This window comes from Marinobacter panjinensis (genome assembly GCF_005298175.1).
GTDB lineage: Bacteria > Pseudomonadota > Gammaproteobacteria > Pseudomonadales > Oleiphilaceae > Marinobacter > Marinobacter panjinensis.
Window position 1 is genome coordinate 257,737 of the sequence record NZ_SZYH01000002.1, and the last position, 17,230, is coordinate 274,966.

A 17,230-nucleotide genomic window follows, 5' to 3' on the forward strand; every position below is an offset into this window, starting at 1 on the left:
TGCACAGTGACTACGAGAAGGAGTTCACGCCATGGAAAAACAGCACCTACAGACCGGAACGTCGGCGTCCGCCGTTCTTGAACAGCTTCGCGGCAAGCACGTGCTTATCACCGGTACTACAGGATTTCTCGGTAAGGTAGTACTGGAAAAGCTGATCCGTGCGGTACCTGATATCGGCGGCATACACCTTCTTATACGGGGCAACAAGCGCTACCCGGGAGCCCGGGAGCGTTTCAACAACGAGATTGCCAGTTCGTCTGTATTCGAGCGCCTCCGGCACGAGGATAACGAAGCCTTCGAGAATTTTCTGGAAGACAGGGTTCACTGCATTACCGGTGAGGTCACGGAGCCCCGATTCGGCCTGACACCAGACCGCTTCCAGGCGCTTGCCGGCCAGGTCGATGCCTTTATCAATTCCGCGGCCAGCGTCAACTTCCGGGAAGAACTCGACAAGGCGCTGAAAATCAACACCCTCTGCCTGGAGAACGTGGCGGCCCTGGCCAGGCTGAACAGTAAGATGGCCGTGATCCAGGTATCCACCTGTTACGTGAATGGCAAGAACTCCGGACCGGTTACCGAGTCCGTTATCAAGCCTGCCGGCGATGCCATTCCCCGCAGTACTGGTGGCTACTATGAAATTGATGAGCTTGTGCATCTGCTGCAGGACAAGATTGCCGATGTTCGCTCCCGTTATTCCGGCAAACTGCTTGAAAAGAAACTGGTGGACCTGGGGATTCGCGAAGCCAACATTTATGGCTGGAGCGATACCTATACCTTTACCAAGTGGCTTGGCGAGCAGTTGCTGATGAAGGCGCTGTCAGGCCGGTCACTGACCATCGTACGCCCATCCATTATCGAGAGCGCCCTGGAAGAGCCGTCGCCTGGCTGGATTGAGGGTGTGAAGGTTGCCGATGCCATTATTCTGGCTTATGCCCGAGGCAAGGTGTCGCTGTTCCCCGGCAAGCGCAGTGGCATCATTGATGTGATTCCGGTGGACCTGGTTGCCAACAGCATCATCCTGTCCCTGGCTGAAGCTATCACAGAGCCGGCCCAGCGACGGATTTACCAGTGTTGCAGCGGCAGCTCCAATCCGATTTCACTGGGTAAGTTCATTGACCACCTGATGGCCGAGGCGAAGTCCAACTACGCTGACTATGAACAGTTGTTCTATCGCCAGCCCACAAAGCCTTTTATTGCGGTAAACCGCAGACTGTTTGATGTGGTGGTAGGTGGTATGCGACTGCCGTTGTCCATCGCCGGCAAGGCGCTGAGGCTGGCGGGCCAGAACCGGGAGCTGAAAGTTCTGAAAAACCTGGATACGACCCGGTCGTTGGCCACCATCTTCGGGTTTTACACGGCGCCGGATTATGTTTTCCGCAACGATGGACTGATAGCGCTGGCCTCCCGTATGGGCGAACTGGACCGGGTGCTGTTTCCGGTGGATGCTCGCCAGATTGATTGGCAACTCTACCTGCGCAAGATTCACCTGGGCGGGCTCAATCGTTACGCCCTCAATGAACGCAAGCTGTATAGCCTGCGCGCCACCCAGTCCCGAAAGAAAGCAGCGTAAAACCTGCAGGATGTCGGATCCCCGCCTCCCGGGGATCCGCTTTTCACTTGTTGTTTCTGCCAGTGGGTCTATCCTTTATGGCAGGCTCCTGAACAACAGCGTCACCCCTTGTGAAGTCGTCATTCTGGCTAAAAGTGCTGGCGCATTAGGACGTTAGTCTAATTCATTGTTCACTGGCACGCATGTTGAACTATGGGTATCCGTCTTCAGGGCTTTTTTGCCCGCACGCTCTACATTACAAAACCGATAATGACAACAGACTCTAACTAAAGGGGGAGCACAATGACTGATAAACAGGTTTATCCGGTAAGCCCGGATGTGGCCAAAAGGGCCCTGCTGAACCGGGATCAGTACGATAAAATGTATCGCCAGTCGGTAGACGACCCGGAAACCTTCTGGGCCGAACACGGCAAACGCCTTGACTGGATCAAGCCGTACTCCAAGGTGAAAAACACCACGTACGATTACGACAACCTCTCCATCAAGTGGTTTGAAGACGGCCAGCTGAATGCGGCCGCCAACTGCCTCGACCGTCACCTGGAAAAGCGCGGTGACCAGACAGCGATTGTTTTCGAAGGTGATGACCCCGGCAATTCCCGTAATGTGACCTACCGCGAACTGTACGAAGAAACCTGCAAGTTCGCCAACGTTCTGAAAGATCAGGGCGTCAAGAAAGGCGATGTGGTCACCATTTACATGCCCATGATCGTGGAAACCGGTGTTGCCATGCTGGCTTGTGCCCGTATCGGTGCGATCCACTCTGTTGTCTTCGGTGGTTTCTCGCCGGAAGCACTCGGCGCCCGCATTGCCAACGGCAAATCCCGCTTTGTCGTAACCGCTGATGAAGGCGTTCGCGGTGGCCGCAAGATTCCACTGAAGAAGAACGTGGACGCGGCACTCAATAATGAAGCCGGTGCTGACGTCGACAAGGTAATTGTGGTCAAGCGCACCGGTGGCGATGTGCCCTGGAAAGATGGCCGTGACCAGAGCTATGAAGAGCTGATGAAGGGCGCGTCTACGGATTGTCCTGCAGAGCCAATGAATGCGGAAGATCCGCTATTCATGCTCTACACCTCAGGCTCCACCGGCGCTCCGAAAGGGGTGCTGCATACCACGGGTGGTTACATGGTCTTCACCTCCATGACCCACGAATACGTATTCGATTACCACGACGGCGACGTTTACTGGTGTACAGCAGACTTCGGCTGGGTCACCGGCCATAGCTATATCCTGTATGGCCCGCTGGCTAACGGCGCAACCACCGTGCTGTTCGAGGGTGTGCCCAACTACCCGGACACCTCCCGCATGGGTCAGGTGGTGGACAAGCACAAGGTGAATATCCTGTACACCGCGCCCACCGCCATCCGCGCCCTGATGGCCGAAGGCGAGTCCTGCATGGACGGCACTACCCGTGAAAGTCTGCGCCTGCTGGGTTCAGTAGGTGAGCCGATCAACCCCGAGGCCTGGGAGTGGTACCACCGGGTTATCGGTAACAGCAAGTGTCCGATTGTCGACACCTGGTGGCAGACTGAAACCGGCGGCATCCTGATATCGCCGCTGCCCGGCGCTATCGACCTGAAGCCAGGGTCAGCCACAGTGCCGTTCTTCGGCGTGAAGCCGGCACTGGTGGACAACGATGGCAACATCCTGGAAGGCAAGGCTGAGGGTAACCTGGTTATCCTGGACAGCTGGCCAGGCCAGATGCGCACCATCTATGGTGACCATGAGCGCTTCAAGCAAACCTATTTCAGCACCTACAAGGGCATGTACTTTACCGGTGACGGTGCCCGCCGTGATGAAGACGGCTATTACTGGATTACCGGCCGCGTGGACGACGTGTTGAACGTGTCTGGCCACCGCCTGGGTACCGCCGAGGTCGAGAGTGCCCTGGTATCCCACGACAAGGTTGCCGAGGCCGCTGTGGTAGGCTATCCGCACGAAATCAAGGGGCAGGGCATCTATGTCTATGTCACCCTGGTTCACGGTGAGGAACCTTCCGACGAGCTCAAGAAGGAACTGGTGCAGTGGGTGCGTAAGGAAATTGGCCCGATCGCATCTCCGGATGTGATTCAGTGGGCGCCGGGACTGCCAAAAACCCGTTCTGGCAAGATTATGCGCCGGATTTTGCGTAAGATTGCATCTAACGAGCACGACCAGTTGGGCGATACGTCCACGCTGGCGGATCCGGGTGTGGTGGATGACCTGATCAGCGGTCGTGCGAACAAGTAAGGCCTGTCTGTGATCAGACTATGCACCTGTGAGGAATCTGTTGAATGACACAAACCATTATCGTCGCCGATGATCACCCGCTGTTTCGAGCAGCTTTGAAGCAGGCGGTCAGTCAGGCGGTACCTGATGCCAGAACAGTGGAAGTGGACAGCATCAAGGCGCTGCAGGCGGCGGTGGAGTCGCATCCGGATGCGGATCTGGTGTTGCTGGATCTGAACATGCCGGGCGCCCACGGTTTCTCCGGGCTCGTGTTCATGCGCGGGCAGTATCCGGGATTGCCGGTGGTGGTGGTGTCAGGATCGGAAGAGATGCAGGTAATGCGCCGCTCGATCGACTACGGGGCGTCGGGCTTCATTCCGAAGTCCGCGCCTCTGCCGACCATTACCGAGGCGATTCAGGCTGTCCTGGAAGGGGACGTCTGGTTGCCGGAAGGTGTGGCGGACAAGATCGAGCGTATGCATTCGGACATGACGGATTTCTCCGAGAAACTGGCGTCGCTGACGCCGCAACAGTTCCGGGTGCTGGGTATGCTGGCCGAGGGGCTTCTGAACAAACAGATTGCGTACGATCTGGACGTGTCTGAGGCAACCATCAAGGCGCATATTACAGCGGTGTTCCGGAAACTGGGCGTTCGTAACCGGACCCAGGCGGTGATCGCGATTCAGCAGATGGAGATTGATCCTTCGGATACGTCGTTGTCTGGTAGCTGATTGGTTTGAGGATTTATTGGTTCCAGAAAAGCGGAAATCCTGTTTAGGATTTCCGCTTTTCTGGTTTACGGGGGCTGGATTGTCGGATTACGCCTGCGGCTAATCCGACCTACGTTTCCGGGCCTGCTTCCCATGTAGGTCGGATTAGGCAAAGCCGTAATCCGACAACTCACTCACTTACTGGCATACCCCAACTTCTTGTCCACAAAATTGAACAAATCCTGGCCCTTGTGCCAGCGGTCCAAATTCTCAAGAAACTGGTCCGTCAACGCCCGTTTCCAGCCGATGAAATCCCCGGACATGTGCGCGGTCATAATCACGTTCTCCATGTCCCATAGCGGATGATCCGCCGGCAGGGGCTCTTCCTCGAAAACGTCCAGGGCAGCGCCGGCGATATCGCCGTTGTTCAGGGCGGTAATCAGGTCGTCGGTTTTCACCACCGGGCCACGGCCGATGTTAATCAGGCGGGCAGATGTGCGCATGGACTTGAATGCTTTCTCGTCGAACAGGCCTTCGGTCTGTGGGGTGAGCGGGGCGGCGATCACGACAAAATCCGCAAGGCCCAGTTGCTCGGTCAGATCGTCATTGCCATGTACCGCAATGAAATCAGGGTCGTCATGGCGGGGTTTGCGAGCAACGCCGTGGGGCTTCAGGCCGGCCGCCTTGCACAGCCGGGCGATCTGGCCGCCAATGGAGCCGGCGCCAACGATGAGCACCTGCTTGCCTTCGGCTCTCTCGGTATCCCGGTGCTGCCATTTGTGTTCGGACTGGAGCTTCAGTGAGCGAGGGAAATCCTTGGCGAACATCAGGATGGTACACAGCACGTATTCGGCAATCGTTCTGTCAAAGATGCCCCGGGCGTTGGTCACAACGACATCGCCTTTGATCAGATCAGGGAACATCAGCGCATCAACACCAGCGCTGGTGGCGTGAATCCACTTCAGCTTGTCGGCCGACGGCCAGGCGGCAGCCAGTGCTTCGGTACGGAAATCTGTCACCATCATCACGTCGGTGCCCGGCAGGGTATCTCGCAGGGTAGGCTCGTCAGAGGCAAAGCGAACCTCTGCCCGTGCCCTCAGTGCATCCATGCCGGGAGGTTCTTTCTCTCCGGGTGCTGTCAGAACGGTCACAACCGGTTTGCTGTGTTGGGTCATCTGTCCTCCGCCATGCTGTTTGTCCGCGTCCGGTCGCGGGAATCGACAGTCCGGATGTCAGGCTTACAGTCTGGTATCTGACTGTGGGCTGGTCAACCTGAGCCGTTATAGGATAAAGGTCGTAGACCCTGTAATGACGGCGCTGGCGGCCTTTCAGTTTATCTGTTGAATCTTTCTGTTTAATGTCTTGTACGCCCCCTGTTTACTGACTAACCTGCAGGGGTAGCTACTTCTTTGCCCCGTTTCAGGAGGTGTTTATGGCAGAAGCCGCCAATAGAGAAACCGGCCAGACCAAACCGCGTAAAGTGAAATATCGCAAGAACAAGGCCAGCTGGAACCCGGCGATGCAGGCGGTTCCGGTACCGGGCATTCGTCGCATGGTGAATATGGCGGCCACCATGAAGGATGTCATTCATCTTTCCATCGGTCAGCCGGATCTGCCAACACCCAAGCATGTGATCGATGCCTATATCGATGCCCTCAATGCGGGCCAGACAGGCTATACCATGGATGCGGGCTTGCCTGAGCTGCTGGTAGCGCTGCGCGATTATTACGGAGCCCGCTACGATCGCAAACTGACACGGGACAACATCCTGATTACCAGTGGCGCCACCGAGGCCATGTACCTGGCGATTTCGGCCACGTCCGCTCCGGGGCGTCAGTTCATCGTGACAGACCCGTCTTTCCTGCTTTATGCGCCCTTGATTCGTATGAACGGTGGTGAGGTGAAGTTCGTCCCCACCCGCGCGGAAAACGATCACCAACTGGATCCTGATGAAGTCATCCGGGCGATGGGTTCACGTACGTTCGCCCTGATCCTCAACAATCCGAATAACCCCACGGGTGCTGTTTACCCCCGCAGCACCATAGAAACCATCCTTGAAGAATGCGCCTACCGTGGAATCCAGGTATACGCGGATGAAGTATACGACCATCTGATTTTCGATGATGATGACTTTGCCAGCGTGCTGAAATGCTCGATGGACCTCGACAACATCATGTGCATCAGTAGTTTCTCAAAGACCTACAGTATGGCGGGGCTGCGGGTAGGCTGGGTGATTGCAAGCCAGGCGGCCATCAAGTCCCTCCGCCGGTTCCACATGTTCACAACGTCGGTGGCGAACACGCCCTCGCAGTTTGCCGGTGTGGCCGCCCTGACCGGCGACCAGCAGTGTGTCAGGAACATGGTGGATATCTACCGTGAACGCCGGGACAAGGTGGTGGAACTGATTGACCAGACGCCTTACATGACAGGTTACAAGCCCGGAGGTGCCTTCTTTGCCTTCCCGGATCTGCCCCCGCATGTGGATGGCTCCGACCTGGCATTGCGAATGCTCAAAGAGACCGGCGTCTGCCTGGTTCCCGGTGATGCATTCGGTGAAGCCTGCACCAATGCCGTCCGTATCAGTTTCTCGACCACCTGTGAGAAACTGGACGAAGCGTTCGACAGGATCATCCCCTGGATGGCGAAGCAGCAGTTCTGACCGCCATGTCAGCCCTGGACTCGGTGCTCATCCAATGCCCCTACTGTTGGGAGACGCTGGACATCAGCGTCGACCCTTCAGTGGCAGAGCAGGAGTACGTAGAGGATTGCCAGGTGTGCTGCCAGCCCATCGTGGTTCATGTGGTCCTGGACGAGAATCTGACACCAACGGTGGATGTCCGGGCCGAGAACGAATAAGGAGATTGCCCTGATGTTCACCACCCCTTCCCGACTCATATCGGTTGTCATGCTGATTTCCCTCGCGTTACTGGGAGGCTGTGCCAGTCTGTCTCCCTATTCCATATCCGAGGCGACACTGGAGCGACACCTTCAGGATACGGTCAGCGAGTTTGACCGTCAGCAGTTGCAAAGTGGCTCACCACTGAGCCTTAACCTGAGCAATGCCGATATCACCCTGGGGCCGGATGGTCGTGACGTGGCGGTGATTGATTTGCGGGGCCAGGTGTCCCTGAATGCCCTGCTGGCAAAGCTGCCTGTGGATATTGCTCTGAAAGTGGAGGGGGCTCCGGTCTACGACAGCGAAGAGAAGGCCATTTACATTCGTCGCCTGCAATTGCTAGAGAGCAGTATTGAGTCGCCGTTTTTCAAGGGGGACCTGAAGCCCGTAACGGACACGGTTATGCGGGCGGTTGCCCAGATGCTGGAGACCATGCCGGTCTACCGGCTGGATGAAAAGGACTTCACCCAGCGGATGTTCGGAATGGTCCCCATGGGCGTGCGGGTAGCGCCCGGGCGGCTTGAGTTTGTTATGGCCGAGTAATCATTTCAGGCGGTCGCGGACAGCCTTGCCAATTTCCTGGGTGCCTCGTCTGGCACCGGCATTCTCGGCCAGGTCGGCAGCGACGGCATCAAATAACTCCCGGCCTGCGGCAGCGACTGCGGGGTCGTTACGACCCAGCCAGTCCAGCATGCGTGCCGTGGTAAACAGCATGGCGGTCGGGTCAGCGAGCCCCTGGCCGGCGATGTCCGGCGCACTGCCGTGGGTCGGCTCGAACATGGAGGGCATGTCGGGGTCGTCCGGGTTCAGGTTGCAGGAGGGGGCTACGCCCATGCCACCGGAGAGCACAGCGGCCAGATCGGTCAGTATGTCGCCCTGAAGGTTGCTGGCAACCACCACATCGAAGGCCCAGGGGGCCTGGACAAACTTCATGCAGGCAGCGTCCACCAGTTCGTGGTGTGTTGCCACATCCGGGTATTCCCTGGACATCTCCTCGAAGGCTTCGGTGTACATGTCGCCCCAGTAGCGCAGCGCATTGCGTTTGGTAACGATGCACACCTGGCTTTCGCAGATTTTGCCATCCAGTGTCTTGAAATGACGGGTTCTGCCTTCTTCGGCACGGGCGGCCGCACGCAGGCGGGCCTGCTCGAAACCATAGCGGATAATCCGGTCGGTGGCGCGGCGGGTGAACACCTCCATCTGGGTAGCCACTTCGTCCGGTGTGCCCTTGCGGAGTCGGCCGCCCTGGCTCACATACTCGCCCTCGCTGTTTTCCCGGATCACCAGCATATCAATGTCTTTGGCACGTTCGTCGGCCAGATACTGACGGGCACCGGGAAGAAGCCTGGCAGGCCGTTCGCAGACCCACTGGTCAAACCCTTTGCGCATGTCCAGTAGTGGTGCCAGGGAAATGCTGTCAGGCAACAGGTAGCGGTCAGGGTCATCGACCGGGCCGGGATCACCCAGCGCACCCAGAAGAATGGCATCGTACTTTTGCAACTGGTCAAGAGCATCGGCAGGCATGGATTCCCCGTTCTCTTCATGCCAGGCGTGGGATGGCCAGGGGAAGCGGGTCCACTCCAGGGGAAGATTGTGACGAGACCTCAATGCTTCCAGGCAGTGCACTGCCTCGGCAACCACTTCAGGGCCGATTCCGTCACCGGGGGTGACGGCAATACGGATTTTCTGGGCCATTCCGGATACTCCTTCGGGTCGCTTTGTACGTATTGAAAGTTGTGTGCTTCAGTGTAGTCATGTGACACAAGGAATCCACACGATTTAACAAGACATAGCTTTCACCGGCAATGGTTTGATGGCTATAGTTCAATTTATTGCTTTAGGATGTGTTGTTATGACTATTGAGCCGTTAAATTGGTCTGGAGTTTGAGTGCATAATAAGCCTGCCGTTCTGTTTGACGAGTCTCATTGCGAGCAATGCGCTTGTGGAGAAGGCCTCGATTTTGCGTTTACCTTCGCCTTCCAGCCGATCGTGGATATCACCAGTGAGAGCGTGTACGCATACGAAGCCCTGGTTCGGGGGCCGGAGGGCGAGGGGGCATACAGTGTTCTCTCGAAGGTGAACGAGAAAAACCGCTACTCCTTTGACCAGATATGCCGGGTAAAAGCCGTAAAGCTGGCGGCACGTCTGGGTATGGAAACCAGGCTGAGCATCAACTTCATGCCCAATGCGGTGTATAACCCCGAGTATTGCATCAGGACCACGCTCGCTGCCGCGCAAACGTACAAATTTGATACCCGCAAAATCATTTTTGAACTGATCGAGACCGAGGACCTGTCTTCGCTTGATCATCTGGTGAATATCATCAATTCCTACAAGGAGATGGGGTTCCATACGGCCTTGGATGACTTTGGCGCCGGTTATTCGCGCTACAATATCCTGATCGCCAGTCCGCCAAACCTGCTGAAGCTTGATATGGCCCTGGTGCGAGACGTTCATAAAGAGCCGAACAAGCAGGCAGTGGTAGCTGGTATCATTACAATGATGACGCAGCTCGGCGGGCGAATCGTGGCTGAAGGCGTGGAAGAAAAGGAAGAGTATTTCTGGCTGCGGTCTCAGGGTATTACGCTGTTCCAGGGGTATCTGTTCGCCAAGCCGGGGTTTGAGTGCCTGCCGAAGCCTTACTTTCCCTGTTAGAAAAGCATCTGAGGATCAACTTTGTTCTATCGCCTGATTACCATCGTTGGCGGACTCATTTTCGTCATTGTCCTGTTCGCCCTGATCTGGTTCTTCTGCAAACAGTTTCTGCTTCGCCACGGCGTCAAAGATCAGGTGTCCGACCGTGCCACAGAACTGGCCACCTGGACATTTGCCGGCGTGGGTGTGGGCCTGGTATTCGCGGTTATGGGTGCCTTTGTCCTTGGCCCCTGGGCTTTCTACCGCACCCTGCGGGGCCATGATGCGCCGGTGTCCGACGGTGCCGCCATCTGGTGGGGTTTTGGTATTGTCGCCGCCTCGCTGGGCATCACAGCCGCAGGTTTCCTCGGGTTCCTGAAGCTGGTTGGTGCCTTTTAGCGTCAGCATTCAGGCAATACTGTTCAGTTGCTCTCGGAACCAGATCAGCGCCGGCTCCCTTTCATAGGCCTTGTGCCAGTATAAGTGCACATCGATAGCCGGCAGGTCTGCGGGGGCGGTGTGAATGTCGATGTCGGCACGCTCGGCGATAATGCGAGCGTAGTTCTCCGGCATGGTCAACAGCAGGTCGGTTCCTTCTGCTACCCGGCAGGCGGCGTAATAGTGCTGGCACCTCAGCCGGATGTTGCGCTGCACCCCGAACCGCGACAGCTCGAAATCCTCGATGCCCGGCCCCTCAGAGCGGGACGATACCAGCACATGCTTTGCCTCAAGGTACTTGTCCATGGTCAGCTCACCGCCGATCAGCGGGTGCCCCTTTCTTGCCAGTACGACAAGCCGGTCTCGTCGTAGAAGCTCATGGGCGGTCTGGTTGCTGACCGGCAGCAGTACATCCACCGCAAAATCCAGCTTTCCTGCTGCCAGCTGGGTCTCCATATCTCTCCGTGGCACCCTCTGGCTGACAATCTCCAGCTCCGGATAGCTCTCCAGTCGGCCCATCAGCTTTGGTAAAAAGGTGGACTCAAGAATGTCCCGCAATGCCAGCGAGTAGGTTTTGCGCTGGTTGACAGGATCGAAGGCGTGGAACTGATTTACCGCGCTCTGTATCTGGGTCAAACCCGGACGCATGGATTCCAGAAAGCGACGGGCCAGGGGCGTGGGCACCATCTGGTTGCCCTGGCGGCTGAACAGTGGGTCATCGAAATGCTCCCGCAACCGTGACAGGGAATGGCTTACCGCCGGCTGGGTAAGGTGCAGGGCCCTGGCCGCCCGGGTCAGGCTCCCTTCCCGGTAAATGGTGTCGAATACGTGCAGCAGGTTCAGGTCCAGCCGGTTGAGCGCCACAAGTGCCTCCTGTTTGCGAATAAACAGATCTTATAATAAAGGATAAGAATAATTCAGTCGCGTAATAGTTGGGGGAAATCTAGACTGGTGCCATATCGGTCAAACCACGAGGATACGGCGATGGATTTCAATATTTCCGAAAAAGGCCAGGACTATCTCAAGCGCGTCAAAACCTTCATGAAGGAAGAGATCTTTCCCATTGAAGAGCAGTACCACAAGGAGCTGATGGCAAAGGAAAACCCCTGGGTCGTGCTGCCTGTCATCAAGGAACTGAAGGAAAAAGCCAGGGCCCAGGGCCTGTGGAACATGTTCTTTCCGGACGAAAAGAACGGTTGTGGCTTGCTGAACTCCGACTACGCCCTGATTGCCGAAGAAACCGGCCGCAGTTTTATCGCCCCGGAAATCTTCAACTGCAACGCGCCGGACACCGGCAACATGGAAGTGCTGATCCATTACGGCTCCGACGAACAGAAAGCCGAATGGCTGCCCCGCCTGCAAAGCGGTGAGGTCCGCTCCGCGTTCTGCATGACAGAGCCGGGCGTCGCCTCTTCCGACGCTACCAACATGGAAGCCACGGCCATCGTGGAAGGCGATGAGGTTGTCCTCAACGGCCGCAAGTGGTGGAGCACCGGTGTTGGCCACCCGGACTGCAAGGTCGCCATCTTCATGGGCCTGACCGATCCGGATGCCCACAAACACCGCCGCCACTCCATGGTGCTGGTGCCGTTGGACACTCCCGGCGTCAAAATCGAACGTATGCTGCCGGTATTCGGCGCCTATGATGAGCCTTATGGCCACGGCGTTGTCTCTTTCGAGAACGTGCGCCTGCCAAAGAGCGCCTTCATTGCTGGCCCGGGCCGCGGTTTCGAGATCGCACAAGGCCGTCTGGGACCTGGCCGCGTACACCATTGCATGCGGGCCATTGGTGCCGCGGAACGTACACTTGAATTGCTGATCAAACGCGCCACCAGCCGCGAGGCGTTTGGTCGCCCGCTTGCCAAACTGGGCGGCAACCCGGACATCATTGCCAATGCGCGTATGTCGATTGAGCAGGCTCGTCTGCTGACATTGAAATGTGCCTGGGCTCTGGATACCAAGGGTATTTCGGGTGCCTTGCAGGAAGTGTCGATGATCAAGGCGGTGATTCCCAAGATGCTGCAGCAAATTGTGGATGATGCCATTCAAATTCACGGAGGTGCCGGTGTCAGCGATGACGATTTCCCTCTGACCCAGCTGTTCGCCTATGCTCGGGTTCTGCGCCTGGCCGATGGCCCGGACGAGGTTCATCGGGCGATGGTTACTCGCCTTGAGCTGGCTAAATACCGGAAGTGAGCCCGCTAATTTCGGAGTGTGAGCGAACGGACGGGGCATTCTGAAACACGCTCAAGCACGTCCATGTGGCGCTTGAGCTCCGCCATCCATGGCTCCGCACAGTTTCAGAACGCCCCGTCCGTCCGCTCAGTCGAACTTTGGGAGTCGGACCTCAGCGCGTTCCGCCCCCAGCTCTCGCGCGGATTCAGATAGAACGAACTCAGATAACTAAGACAACGGTGAAACACAGATGACACAGCGAGTATTTATAACCGGCGGGGCCAATGGCCTGGGCCGGGCGATTGCGTTGAAGTATGCCAAAGAGGGAGCCAGGGTCTGCATTGGTGACATTAACCCGGAGCAGGGTGTTGCGGTAGAGCAGGAGATTAACAACGCCGGAGGCGAAGGTTACTTTGTTGAGTGCGATGTTCGGCGGCTGACGGACCTGGAGAAGATCTGTGCGGACTTGACCAATAAATGGGGTGGGGTGGACGTTGTGGTGAATAACGCCGGCGTTGCCTCCGCAGGCTCCATTGAAGACACCACCATGGCCGACTGGGAATGGATCATGGATATCAACGTGCTGGGTGTGGTCCGGGGCTGCAAGGCCTTTACCCCGCAGTTCAAGAAACAGGGCGCCGGTGCGTTCGTGAATATCGCCTCCATGGCAGGGCTCATGCTCGCGCCGCTGATGGGCAGCTACAATGTATCCAAGGCAGGTGTGATTGCGCTTTCGGAAACCCTGAGCCAGGAACTGAGAGACTCCGGTATACACGTCAGCTGCGTATGCCCGGCGTTTTTCCAGACCAATCTGACCAGCAGCATGCGGTCGGATATTCCCGGTATTCAGCAGAACGTCAACAAATTGATGAAGCGCTCCACCATCACCGCTGAGGATGTGGCGGACGATATCATCCGCTCGGTAGAAAAAGGTGATTTCTGGGTACTGCCCCACGCCAAGGAGCGTCGTATGTGGATGGTCAAGCGCCACGCGCCCAAGGCGTTTGACTGGCTGATGCACCAGGAGAGCAAGCGCTGGATGAAGAAAATGGGCGGCAAGGGCTGAACACCGCCTGCTGCCATATTGATAACCAGAGGAGAGCCCTGAATGACCCAGATCGACCAGGCTGTTGATATCCGCGAAGGTGAAGAGCTGGATGTCGCGGCTGTTGACCGCTTCATGAAGCAGGCCATTCCGGACCTGGAAGGCGCGCCTGCGATCAAGCAGTACCCCGGCGGTGCTTCCAATCTGACCTACCAGGTGGATTACGGCGACCGCTCCTACGTATTGCGCCGGCCGCCATTCGGCAAGATTGCCAAGTCCGCCCACGACATGCTGCGGGAAGCGAAGGTGATGCGGGCGCTCAAGCCCGAATTTCCCTACGTTCCCGATATCGTCGCGATCTGCGACGACCACGATGTGCTGGGTTGCGATTTCTACGTGATGGAGCGTCTGAAGGGCATCATCCTGCGCCAGGATTTTCCCAAGGACTTCGAGCTCAGCGAGGCGGATACCCGCAAGCTGTGCCTGAACGTGATCGACAAATTGGTCGATCTGCATAATGTAGATGCGAAAGCCACCGGCCTGGACAAGCTGGGCAAGGGCGCCGGTTATGTACAACGCCAGATTGGCGGCTGGAGTGACCGTTTCCGCAAGGCGAAAACCGATGACGTGGGTGACTTTGAAACCGTCATGGGCTGGCTGAACGACAAGATGCCGGACGACATTGCCCAGGTGGTTATTCACAACGACTATCGCTTCGACAACGTGGTGCTGAACCCGGACAACCCGTTCGAGGTTATCGGTGTGCTGGACTGGGAAATGGCCACCATTGGAGACCCGCTGATGGACCTGGGTAACAGCCTGGCCTACTGGATCGAGGCAGACGATGAAGGCCCGTTCCAGATGCTGCGCCGGCAACCCACCCACCGCCCGGGCATGCTGACCCGCAAGGAAGTGGTCGCTTACTACGCTGAAAAGTCCGGCCTGAAAATCGACAACTTCGACTTCTATGAAATCTATGGCCTGTTCCGGCTGGCGGTGATTGTCCAGCAGATCTATTACCGCTTTTACCATGGCCAGACCAAAGACAAGCGCTTCGCCGCCTTTGGTCATGCCGCCAATTATCTGGAGAAGCGTTGCCAACGACTGATCGAAGCGAGTGACCTGTAATGGCAACGATCTATCTGATTCGCCACGGTCAGGCCAGTTTCGGCAAGGAAAACTACGACCAGCTGTCGCCCCGGGGGTGGGAGCAGGGCCGTGTTCTTGGCCGATGGTTCGCCGGGAAGGTAACGCCCAGTGCGGTGTTTGGCGGCAACATGGAGCGCCACCGGGAAACCGTAGAGGCCCTTGCCAGTGGCTACGGCGACACCCTCCCGGACATGCAGGCGGTTGAGGGTTTCAATGAGTTTGACCATACCCAGGTGGTTGAGCGCCTGCGCCCCGAATGGGAAAACCGTGAGCGTATGGCGAGGGACCTGGCCGCATTCCCCAAACCCGCGAGAGCGTTCCAGCAGGTCTTCGAGGAAGCCATGGTTCGCTGGGTCAGTGGCGAGCACGATAACGAGTACGCCGAAACCTGGGGCGATTTCCGCGAGCGGGTGATCACATCCCTGGAGCAGCTGATTGAATACGCAGACGGTGGTGACACCCTGGTGTCCACCTCTGGCGGTCCCATTGCCGTCATCGCCCAACACCTGCTGCAACTGAGCGATCACAAGGCACTGGAAATGAATTCCGTCATCGCCAACACCAGTGTCACACGGATCCTGCACTCCGGGGCCCGTCGCAGCCTCGCGGTGTTCAATAATTACAGTCACCTGGAAGCGGAAGACGCCTCCCTGGTGACTTTCCGATAACAAATTGAGGTGAAGAATGAGCAAGCAAGACCTGTTTGACCTGAGCGGCAAAGTGGCCCTGATCACCGGTGCCAGCCGTGGTATTGGCGAGAGTATCGCCCGCACCCTGGCCAACTATGGCGCCCACGTGATCGTCAGCAGCCGCAAGATTGATGGCTGCGAGGCCGTGGCCGGCAGCATCCGCGAGGCGGGTGGCAGCGCAGAAGCCTATGCCTGCCATATCGGAGAAATGGACCAGATTGAAGACATCTGGCAACACATCGAATCAAAGCACGGCAAGCTGGACATCCTGGTGAACAACGCGGCGGCCAACCCCTATTTCGGCCCCATAGAGGACACCGATCTGGGTGCCTATCACAAGACCGTGGACGTGAACATTCGCGGGTATTTCTTCATGTGTGCCCGTGGCGCCCAGATCATGAAGAAGAATGGCGGCGGGTCCATCATTAACGTGGCGTCTGTAAACGGGGTGAATCCTGGCCACTTCCAGGGCATCTACTCGGTAACCAAGGCGGCGGTTATTTCCATGACCAAATCGTTTGCCATGGAACTGGGACAGCAGAATGTGCGGGTGAACGCCCTGTTACCGGGGCTGACCGACACCAAATTTGCCAGTGCGCTGACCAGCAACGAAGCCATCAAGAAGCAGGCCATGGCCCACATTCCGATGAAGCGGGTGGCGGATCCGGACGAGATGGCAGGTACGGTTCTATATCTGGCCTCCGGTGCCTCCAGCTATACCACAGGCACCTGCATTAATGTGGACGGCGGCTATCTGACAATCTGACCTCAGTTGCTCGTGTTTTCGGTATCCTCGCCGACACAGGCGAGGGTATCGAAGTCTCCCTTCAGTTCTGAAGCCCGCCCCAACAGATGATCAAGGTGGCGCTGGTCCGCCTGTTGTAAAAGGTCTGTCATCAGCTCTGCTATGGCAGTTCGGCTGTCGTCCATCATCTGTTGATAACGTTCCCCACGGACTTCTTCGTTATTGTCGATCAGGTAACCGATACGGTCGCTGAAACGGTCGCTGTCCCTCTCTTCCAGGGCATCCAGCAACGCCTCCTGCCAGTTGCGCCGGCCTTCCAGCCAGATTTCCGTCTGTTTACCCCGGGCTTTTGACCACCTGCTGACGGTTGCCAGCTGACTGTCATTCAGTGGGCCCAGCCAGCGCTCGACCCGCTCCGTGGTGCGCTCAGCCCGGGCTGCCCGGGTCTGTTCCGGGTTATCCGCCAGAAGTTCGTCTTCCAGTTCCTGCTGGCTTTCCTTCATGTTCTCAGCGAGCTGGCGGACCTGCTCATCGGTCAGACTCGCCAGAAGCCGTGCAGCGGCAGGTTTGGCCCGATCCATCAGTGGCGGGAAGAAAGCAAACAGTTTCTCCTGATGCCAGGCCACCGTCGACTCATCAAGGTCGCCGGAACGTACGTCGCTTTTGAGCCGGGTAAGCCATTGGGAATATTGCGGCAGTTCGGTGCTGCAATGCCACTGGCGAAGGTTCCGTATGTCCCGTTCCAGCCGGGATTCCTGCTCCGATGTCATGGGGATGTAGTCATCCACCCACCAGACGATGCCCCAGTCCGCGTAGCGATATGCCAGTTTGGTGGAGCTGCACCCTGCCAGTACCAGCAGGCTGAATAACGTAATGAATAGATAGCGGCCCATAAATTCCTGCCCTGGTAATTTCTCTGAACCATACGTTGATTGACGGCTTTCAGATGGAGTTCACGAACAATCATGTG

17 protein-coding genes are annotated in these 17,230 nt (G+C 57.2%); 13 read left to right on the forward strand and 4 right to left on the reverse strand.

The features are described 5' to 3' along the window. Nucleotides 1-31: 31 nt before the first annotated feature. From FDP08_RS17480 to FDP08_RS17490, 3 genes are all read left to right on the forward strand, one after another. Nucleotides 32-1,570 (forward strand): fatty acyl-CoA reductase, encoded by a 1,539-nt coding sequence (locus FDP08_RS17480; protein ID WP_137437574.1) that lies wholly within the window; start codon nt 32-34, stop codon nt 1,568-1,570. A gap of 282 nt (nt 1,571-1,852) precedes the next feature. Continuing rightward, nucleotides 1,853-3,799 carry an acetate--CoA ligase gene (gene acs / locus FDP08_RS17485; RefSeq protein WP_137437575.1) on the forward strand — a complete coding sequence of 649 codons (1,947 nt, stop codon included), beginning with the start codon at nt 1,853-1,855 and terminating at the stop codon, nt 3,797-3,799. A gap of 44 nt (nt 3,800-3,843) precedes the next feature. Beyond that, nucleotides 3,844-4,509 carry a LuxR C-terminal-related transcriptional regulator gene (locus tag FDP08_RS17490; RefSeq protein ID WP_027831250.1) on the forward strand — a complete coding sequence of 222 codons (666 nt, stop codon included), beginning with the start codon at nt 3,844-3,846 and terminating at the stop codon, nt 4,507-4,509. 173 nt (nt 4,510-4,682) lie between these two features. Here the strand turns inward: FDP08_RS17490 and FDP08_RS17495 are convergent, their stop codons facing one another. Continuing rightward, nucleotides 4,683-5,663: a D-2-hydroxyacid dehydrogenase gene (locus FDP08_RS17495; protein WP_137437576.1), complete on the reverse strand. Its 981-nt coding sequence runs from the start codon at nt 5,661-5,663 to the stop codon at nt 4,683-4,685. Nucleotides 5,664-5,920: 257 nt separating this feature from the next. Here FDP08_RS17495 and FDP08_RS17500 point away from each other — a divergent pair, with 257 nt between their 5' ends. The 3 genes from FDP08_RS17500 to FDP08_RS17510 are packed head-to-tail and all read left to right on the forward strand — an operon-like array spanning nt 5,921 to nt 7,927. After that, nucleotides 5,921-7,147: a pyridoxal phosphate-dependent aminotransferase gene (locus FDP08_RS17500; protein WP_137437577.1), complete on the forward strand. Its 1,227-nt coding sequence runs from the start codon at nt 5,921-5,923 to the stop codon at nt 7,145-7,147. A 5-nt stretch (nt 7,148-7,152) separates the two neighbouring features. After that, on the forward strand, nt 7,153-7,344 hold the full coding sequence (locus FDP08_RS17505; RefSeq protein WP_137437578.1) for a CPXCG motif-containing cysteine-rich protein: 192 nt from the start codon (nt 7,153-7,155) through the stop codon (nt 7,342-7,344). Nucleotides 7,345-7,357: 13 nt separating this feature from the next. Further along, nucleotides 7,358-7,927, forward strand: a complete 570-nt coding sequence (locus FDP08_RS17510; protein WP_137437579.1) for a YceB family lipoprotein — start codon at nt 7,358-7,360, stop codon at nt 7,925-7,927. On the opposite strand, the gene FDP08_RS17515 is transcribed toward FDP08_RS17510, so the two are convergent. Beyond that, nucleotides 7,928-9,079: an isocitrate/isopropylmalate dehydrogenase family protein gene (locus tag FDP08_RS17515; RefSeq protein ID WP_137437580.1), complete on the reverse strand. Its 1,152-nt coding sequence runs from the start codon at nt 9,077-9,079 to the stop codon at nt 7,928-7,930. Between the two features lie 193 nt (nt 9,080-9,272). Here FDP08_RS17515 and FDP08_RS17520 point away from each other — a divergent pair, with 193 nt between their 5' ends. Both FDP08_RS17520 and FDP08_RS17525 read left to right on the forward strand, forming a co-directional pair. Then, nucleotides 9,273-10,040, forward strand: a complete 768-nt coding sequence (locus tag FDP08_RS17520) for an EAL domain-containing protein (RefSeq protein WP_170979088.1) — start codon at nt 9,273-9,275, stop codon at nt 10,038-10,040. Nucleotides 10,041-10,061: 21 nt separating this feature from the next. Then, nucleotides 10,062-10,418, forward strand: a complete 357-nt coding sequence (locus FDP08_RS17525) for a hypothetical protein (protein WP_170979089.1) — start codon at nt 10,062-10,064, stop codon at nt 10,416-10,418. 9 nt (nt 10,419-10,427) lie between these two features. Here FDP08_RS17525 and FDP08_RS17530 read toward each other — a convergent pair whose 3' ends face one another. Continuing rightward, complete coding sequence (locus FDP08_RS17530; RefSeq protein WP_137437581.1) at nt 10,428-11,321, reverse strand: LysR family transcriptional regulator; 894 nt, start codon at nt 11,319-11,321, stop codon at nt 10,428-10,430. Between the two features lie 120 nt (nt 11,322-11,441). Here FDP08_RS17530 and FDP08_RS17535 point away from each other — a divergent pair, with 120 nt between their 5' ends. The 5 genes from FDP08_RS17535 (at nt 11,442) to FDP08_RS17555 (ending at nt 16,281) form a co-directional block, all read left to right on the forward strand. After that, the gene (locus FDP08_RS17535) at nt 11,442-12,653 is read left to right on the forward strand and encodes an acyl-CoA dehydrogenase family protein (protein ID WP_137437582.1); all 1,212 of its coding nucleotides are present in this window, start codon (nt 11,442-11,444) and stop codon (nt 12,651-12,653) included. A 229-nt stretch (nt 12,654-12,882) separates the two neighbouring features. Continuing rightward, nucleotides 12,883-13,698 (forward strand): SDR family oxidoreductase, encoded by an 816-nt coding sequence (locus tag FDP08_RS17540; RefSeq protein WP_137437583.1) that lies wholly within the window; start codon nt 12,883-12,885, stop codon nt 13,696-13,698. A 42-nt stretch (nt 13,699-13,740) separates the two neighbouring features. Continuing rightward, a complete protein-coding gene (locus FDP08_RS17545; protein ID WP_137437584.1) occupies nt 13,741-14,805 on the forward strand; it encodes a phosphotransferase family protein in 1,065 nt (354 codons plus the stop codon). Beyond that, nucleotides 14,805-15,494, forward strand: a complete 690-nt coding sequence (locus tag FDP08_RS17550) for a histidine phosphatase family protein (RefSeq protein WP_137437585.1) — start codon at nt 14,805-14,807, stop codon at nt 15,492-15,494. Before FDP08_RS17545 ends, FDP08_RS17550 begins: the two co-directional genes overlap by 1 nt. A 16-nt stretch (nt 15,495-15,510) precedes the next feature. Beyond that, entirely contained in the window at nt 15,511-16,281 is a 771-nt protein-coding gene (locus tag FDP08_RS17555; protein WP_137437586.1) for an SDR family oxidoreductase, read from the forward strand. A 2-nt stretch (nt 16,282-16,283) separates the two neighbouring features. Here FDP08_RS17555 and FDP08_RS17560 read toward each other — a convergent pair whose 3' ends face one another. Continuing rightward, on the reverse strand, nt 16,284-17,153 hold the full coding sequence (locus FDP08_RS17560; protein ID WP_137437587.1) for a DUF6279 family lipoprotein: 870 nt from the start codon (nt 17,151-17,153) through the stop codon (nt 16,284-16,286). Nucleotides 17,154-17,230 lie beyond the last annotated feature (77 nt).

Bases quoted from the DNA above. Each gene is read 5' to 3' on its own strand.
- FDP08_RS17515 (WP_137437580.1), bottom strand. From the start codon at position 9,079: ATGGCCCAGAAAATCCGTATTGCCGTCACCCCCGGTGACGGAATCGGC.
- FDP08_RS17505 (WP_137437578.1), top strand. From the start codon at position 7,153: ATGTCAGCCCTGGACTCGGTGCTCATCCAATGCCCCTACTGTTGGGAG.
- FDP08_RS17495 (WP_137437576.1), bottom strand. From the start codon at position 5,663: ATGACCCAACACAGCAAACCGGTTGTGACCGTTCTGACAGCACCCGGA.
- FDP08_RS17510 (WP_137437579.1), top strand. From the start codon at position 7,358: ATGTTCACCACCCCTTCCCGACTCATATCGGTTGTCATGCTGATTTCC.
- FDP08_RS17560 (WP_137437587.1), bottom strand. From the start codon at position 17,153: ATGGGCCGCTATCTATTCATTACGTTATTCAGCCTGCTGGTACTGGCA.
- FDP08_RS17550 (WP_137437585.1), top strand. From the start codon at position 14,805: ATGGCAACGATCTATCTGATTCGCCACGGTCAGGCCAGTTTCGGCAAG.
- FDP08_RS17480 (WP_137437574.1), top strand. From the start codon at position 32: ATGGAAAAACAGCACCTACAGACCGGAACGTCGGCGTCCGCCGTTCTT.
- FDP08_RS17500 (WP_137437577.1), top strand. From the start codon at position 5,921: ATGGCAGAAGCCGCCAATAGAGAAACCGGCCAGACCAAACCGCGTAAA.
- FDP08_RS17555 (WP_137437586.1), top strand. From the start codon at position 15,511: ATGAGCAAGCAAGACCTGTTTGACCTGAGCGGCAAAGTGGCCCTGATC.
- FDP08_RS17490 (WP_027831250.1), top strand. From the start codon at position 3,844: ATGACACAAACCATTATCGTCGCCGATGATCACCCGCTGTTTCGAGCA.
- FDP08_RS17540 (WP_137437583.1), top strand. From the start codon at position 12,883: ATGACACAGCGAGTATTTATAACCGGCGGGGCCAATGGCCTGGGCCGG.
- FDP08_RS17535 (WP_137437582.1), top strand. From the start codon at position 11,442: ATGGATTTCAATATTTCCGAAAAAGGCCAGGACTATCTCAAGCGCGTC.
- acs (WP_137437575.1), top strand. From the start codon at position 1,853: ATGACTGATAAACAGGTTTATCCGGTAAGCCCGGATGTGGCCAAAAGG.
- FDP08_RS17545 (WP_137437584.1), top strand. From the start codon at position 13,741: ATGACCCAGATCGACCAGGCTGTTGATATCCGCGAAGGTGAAGAGCTG.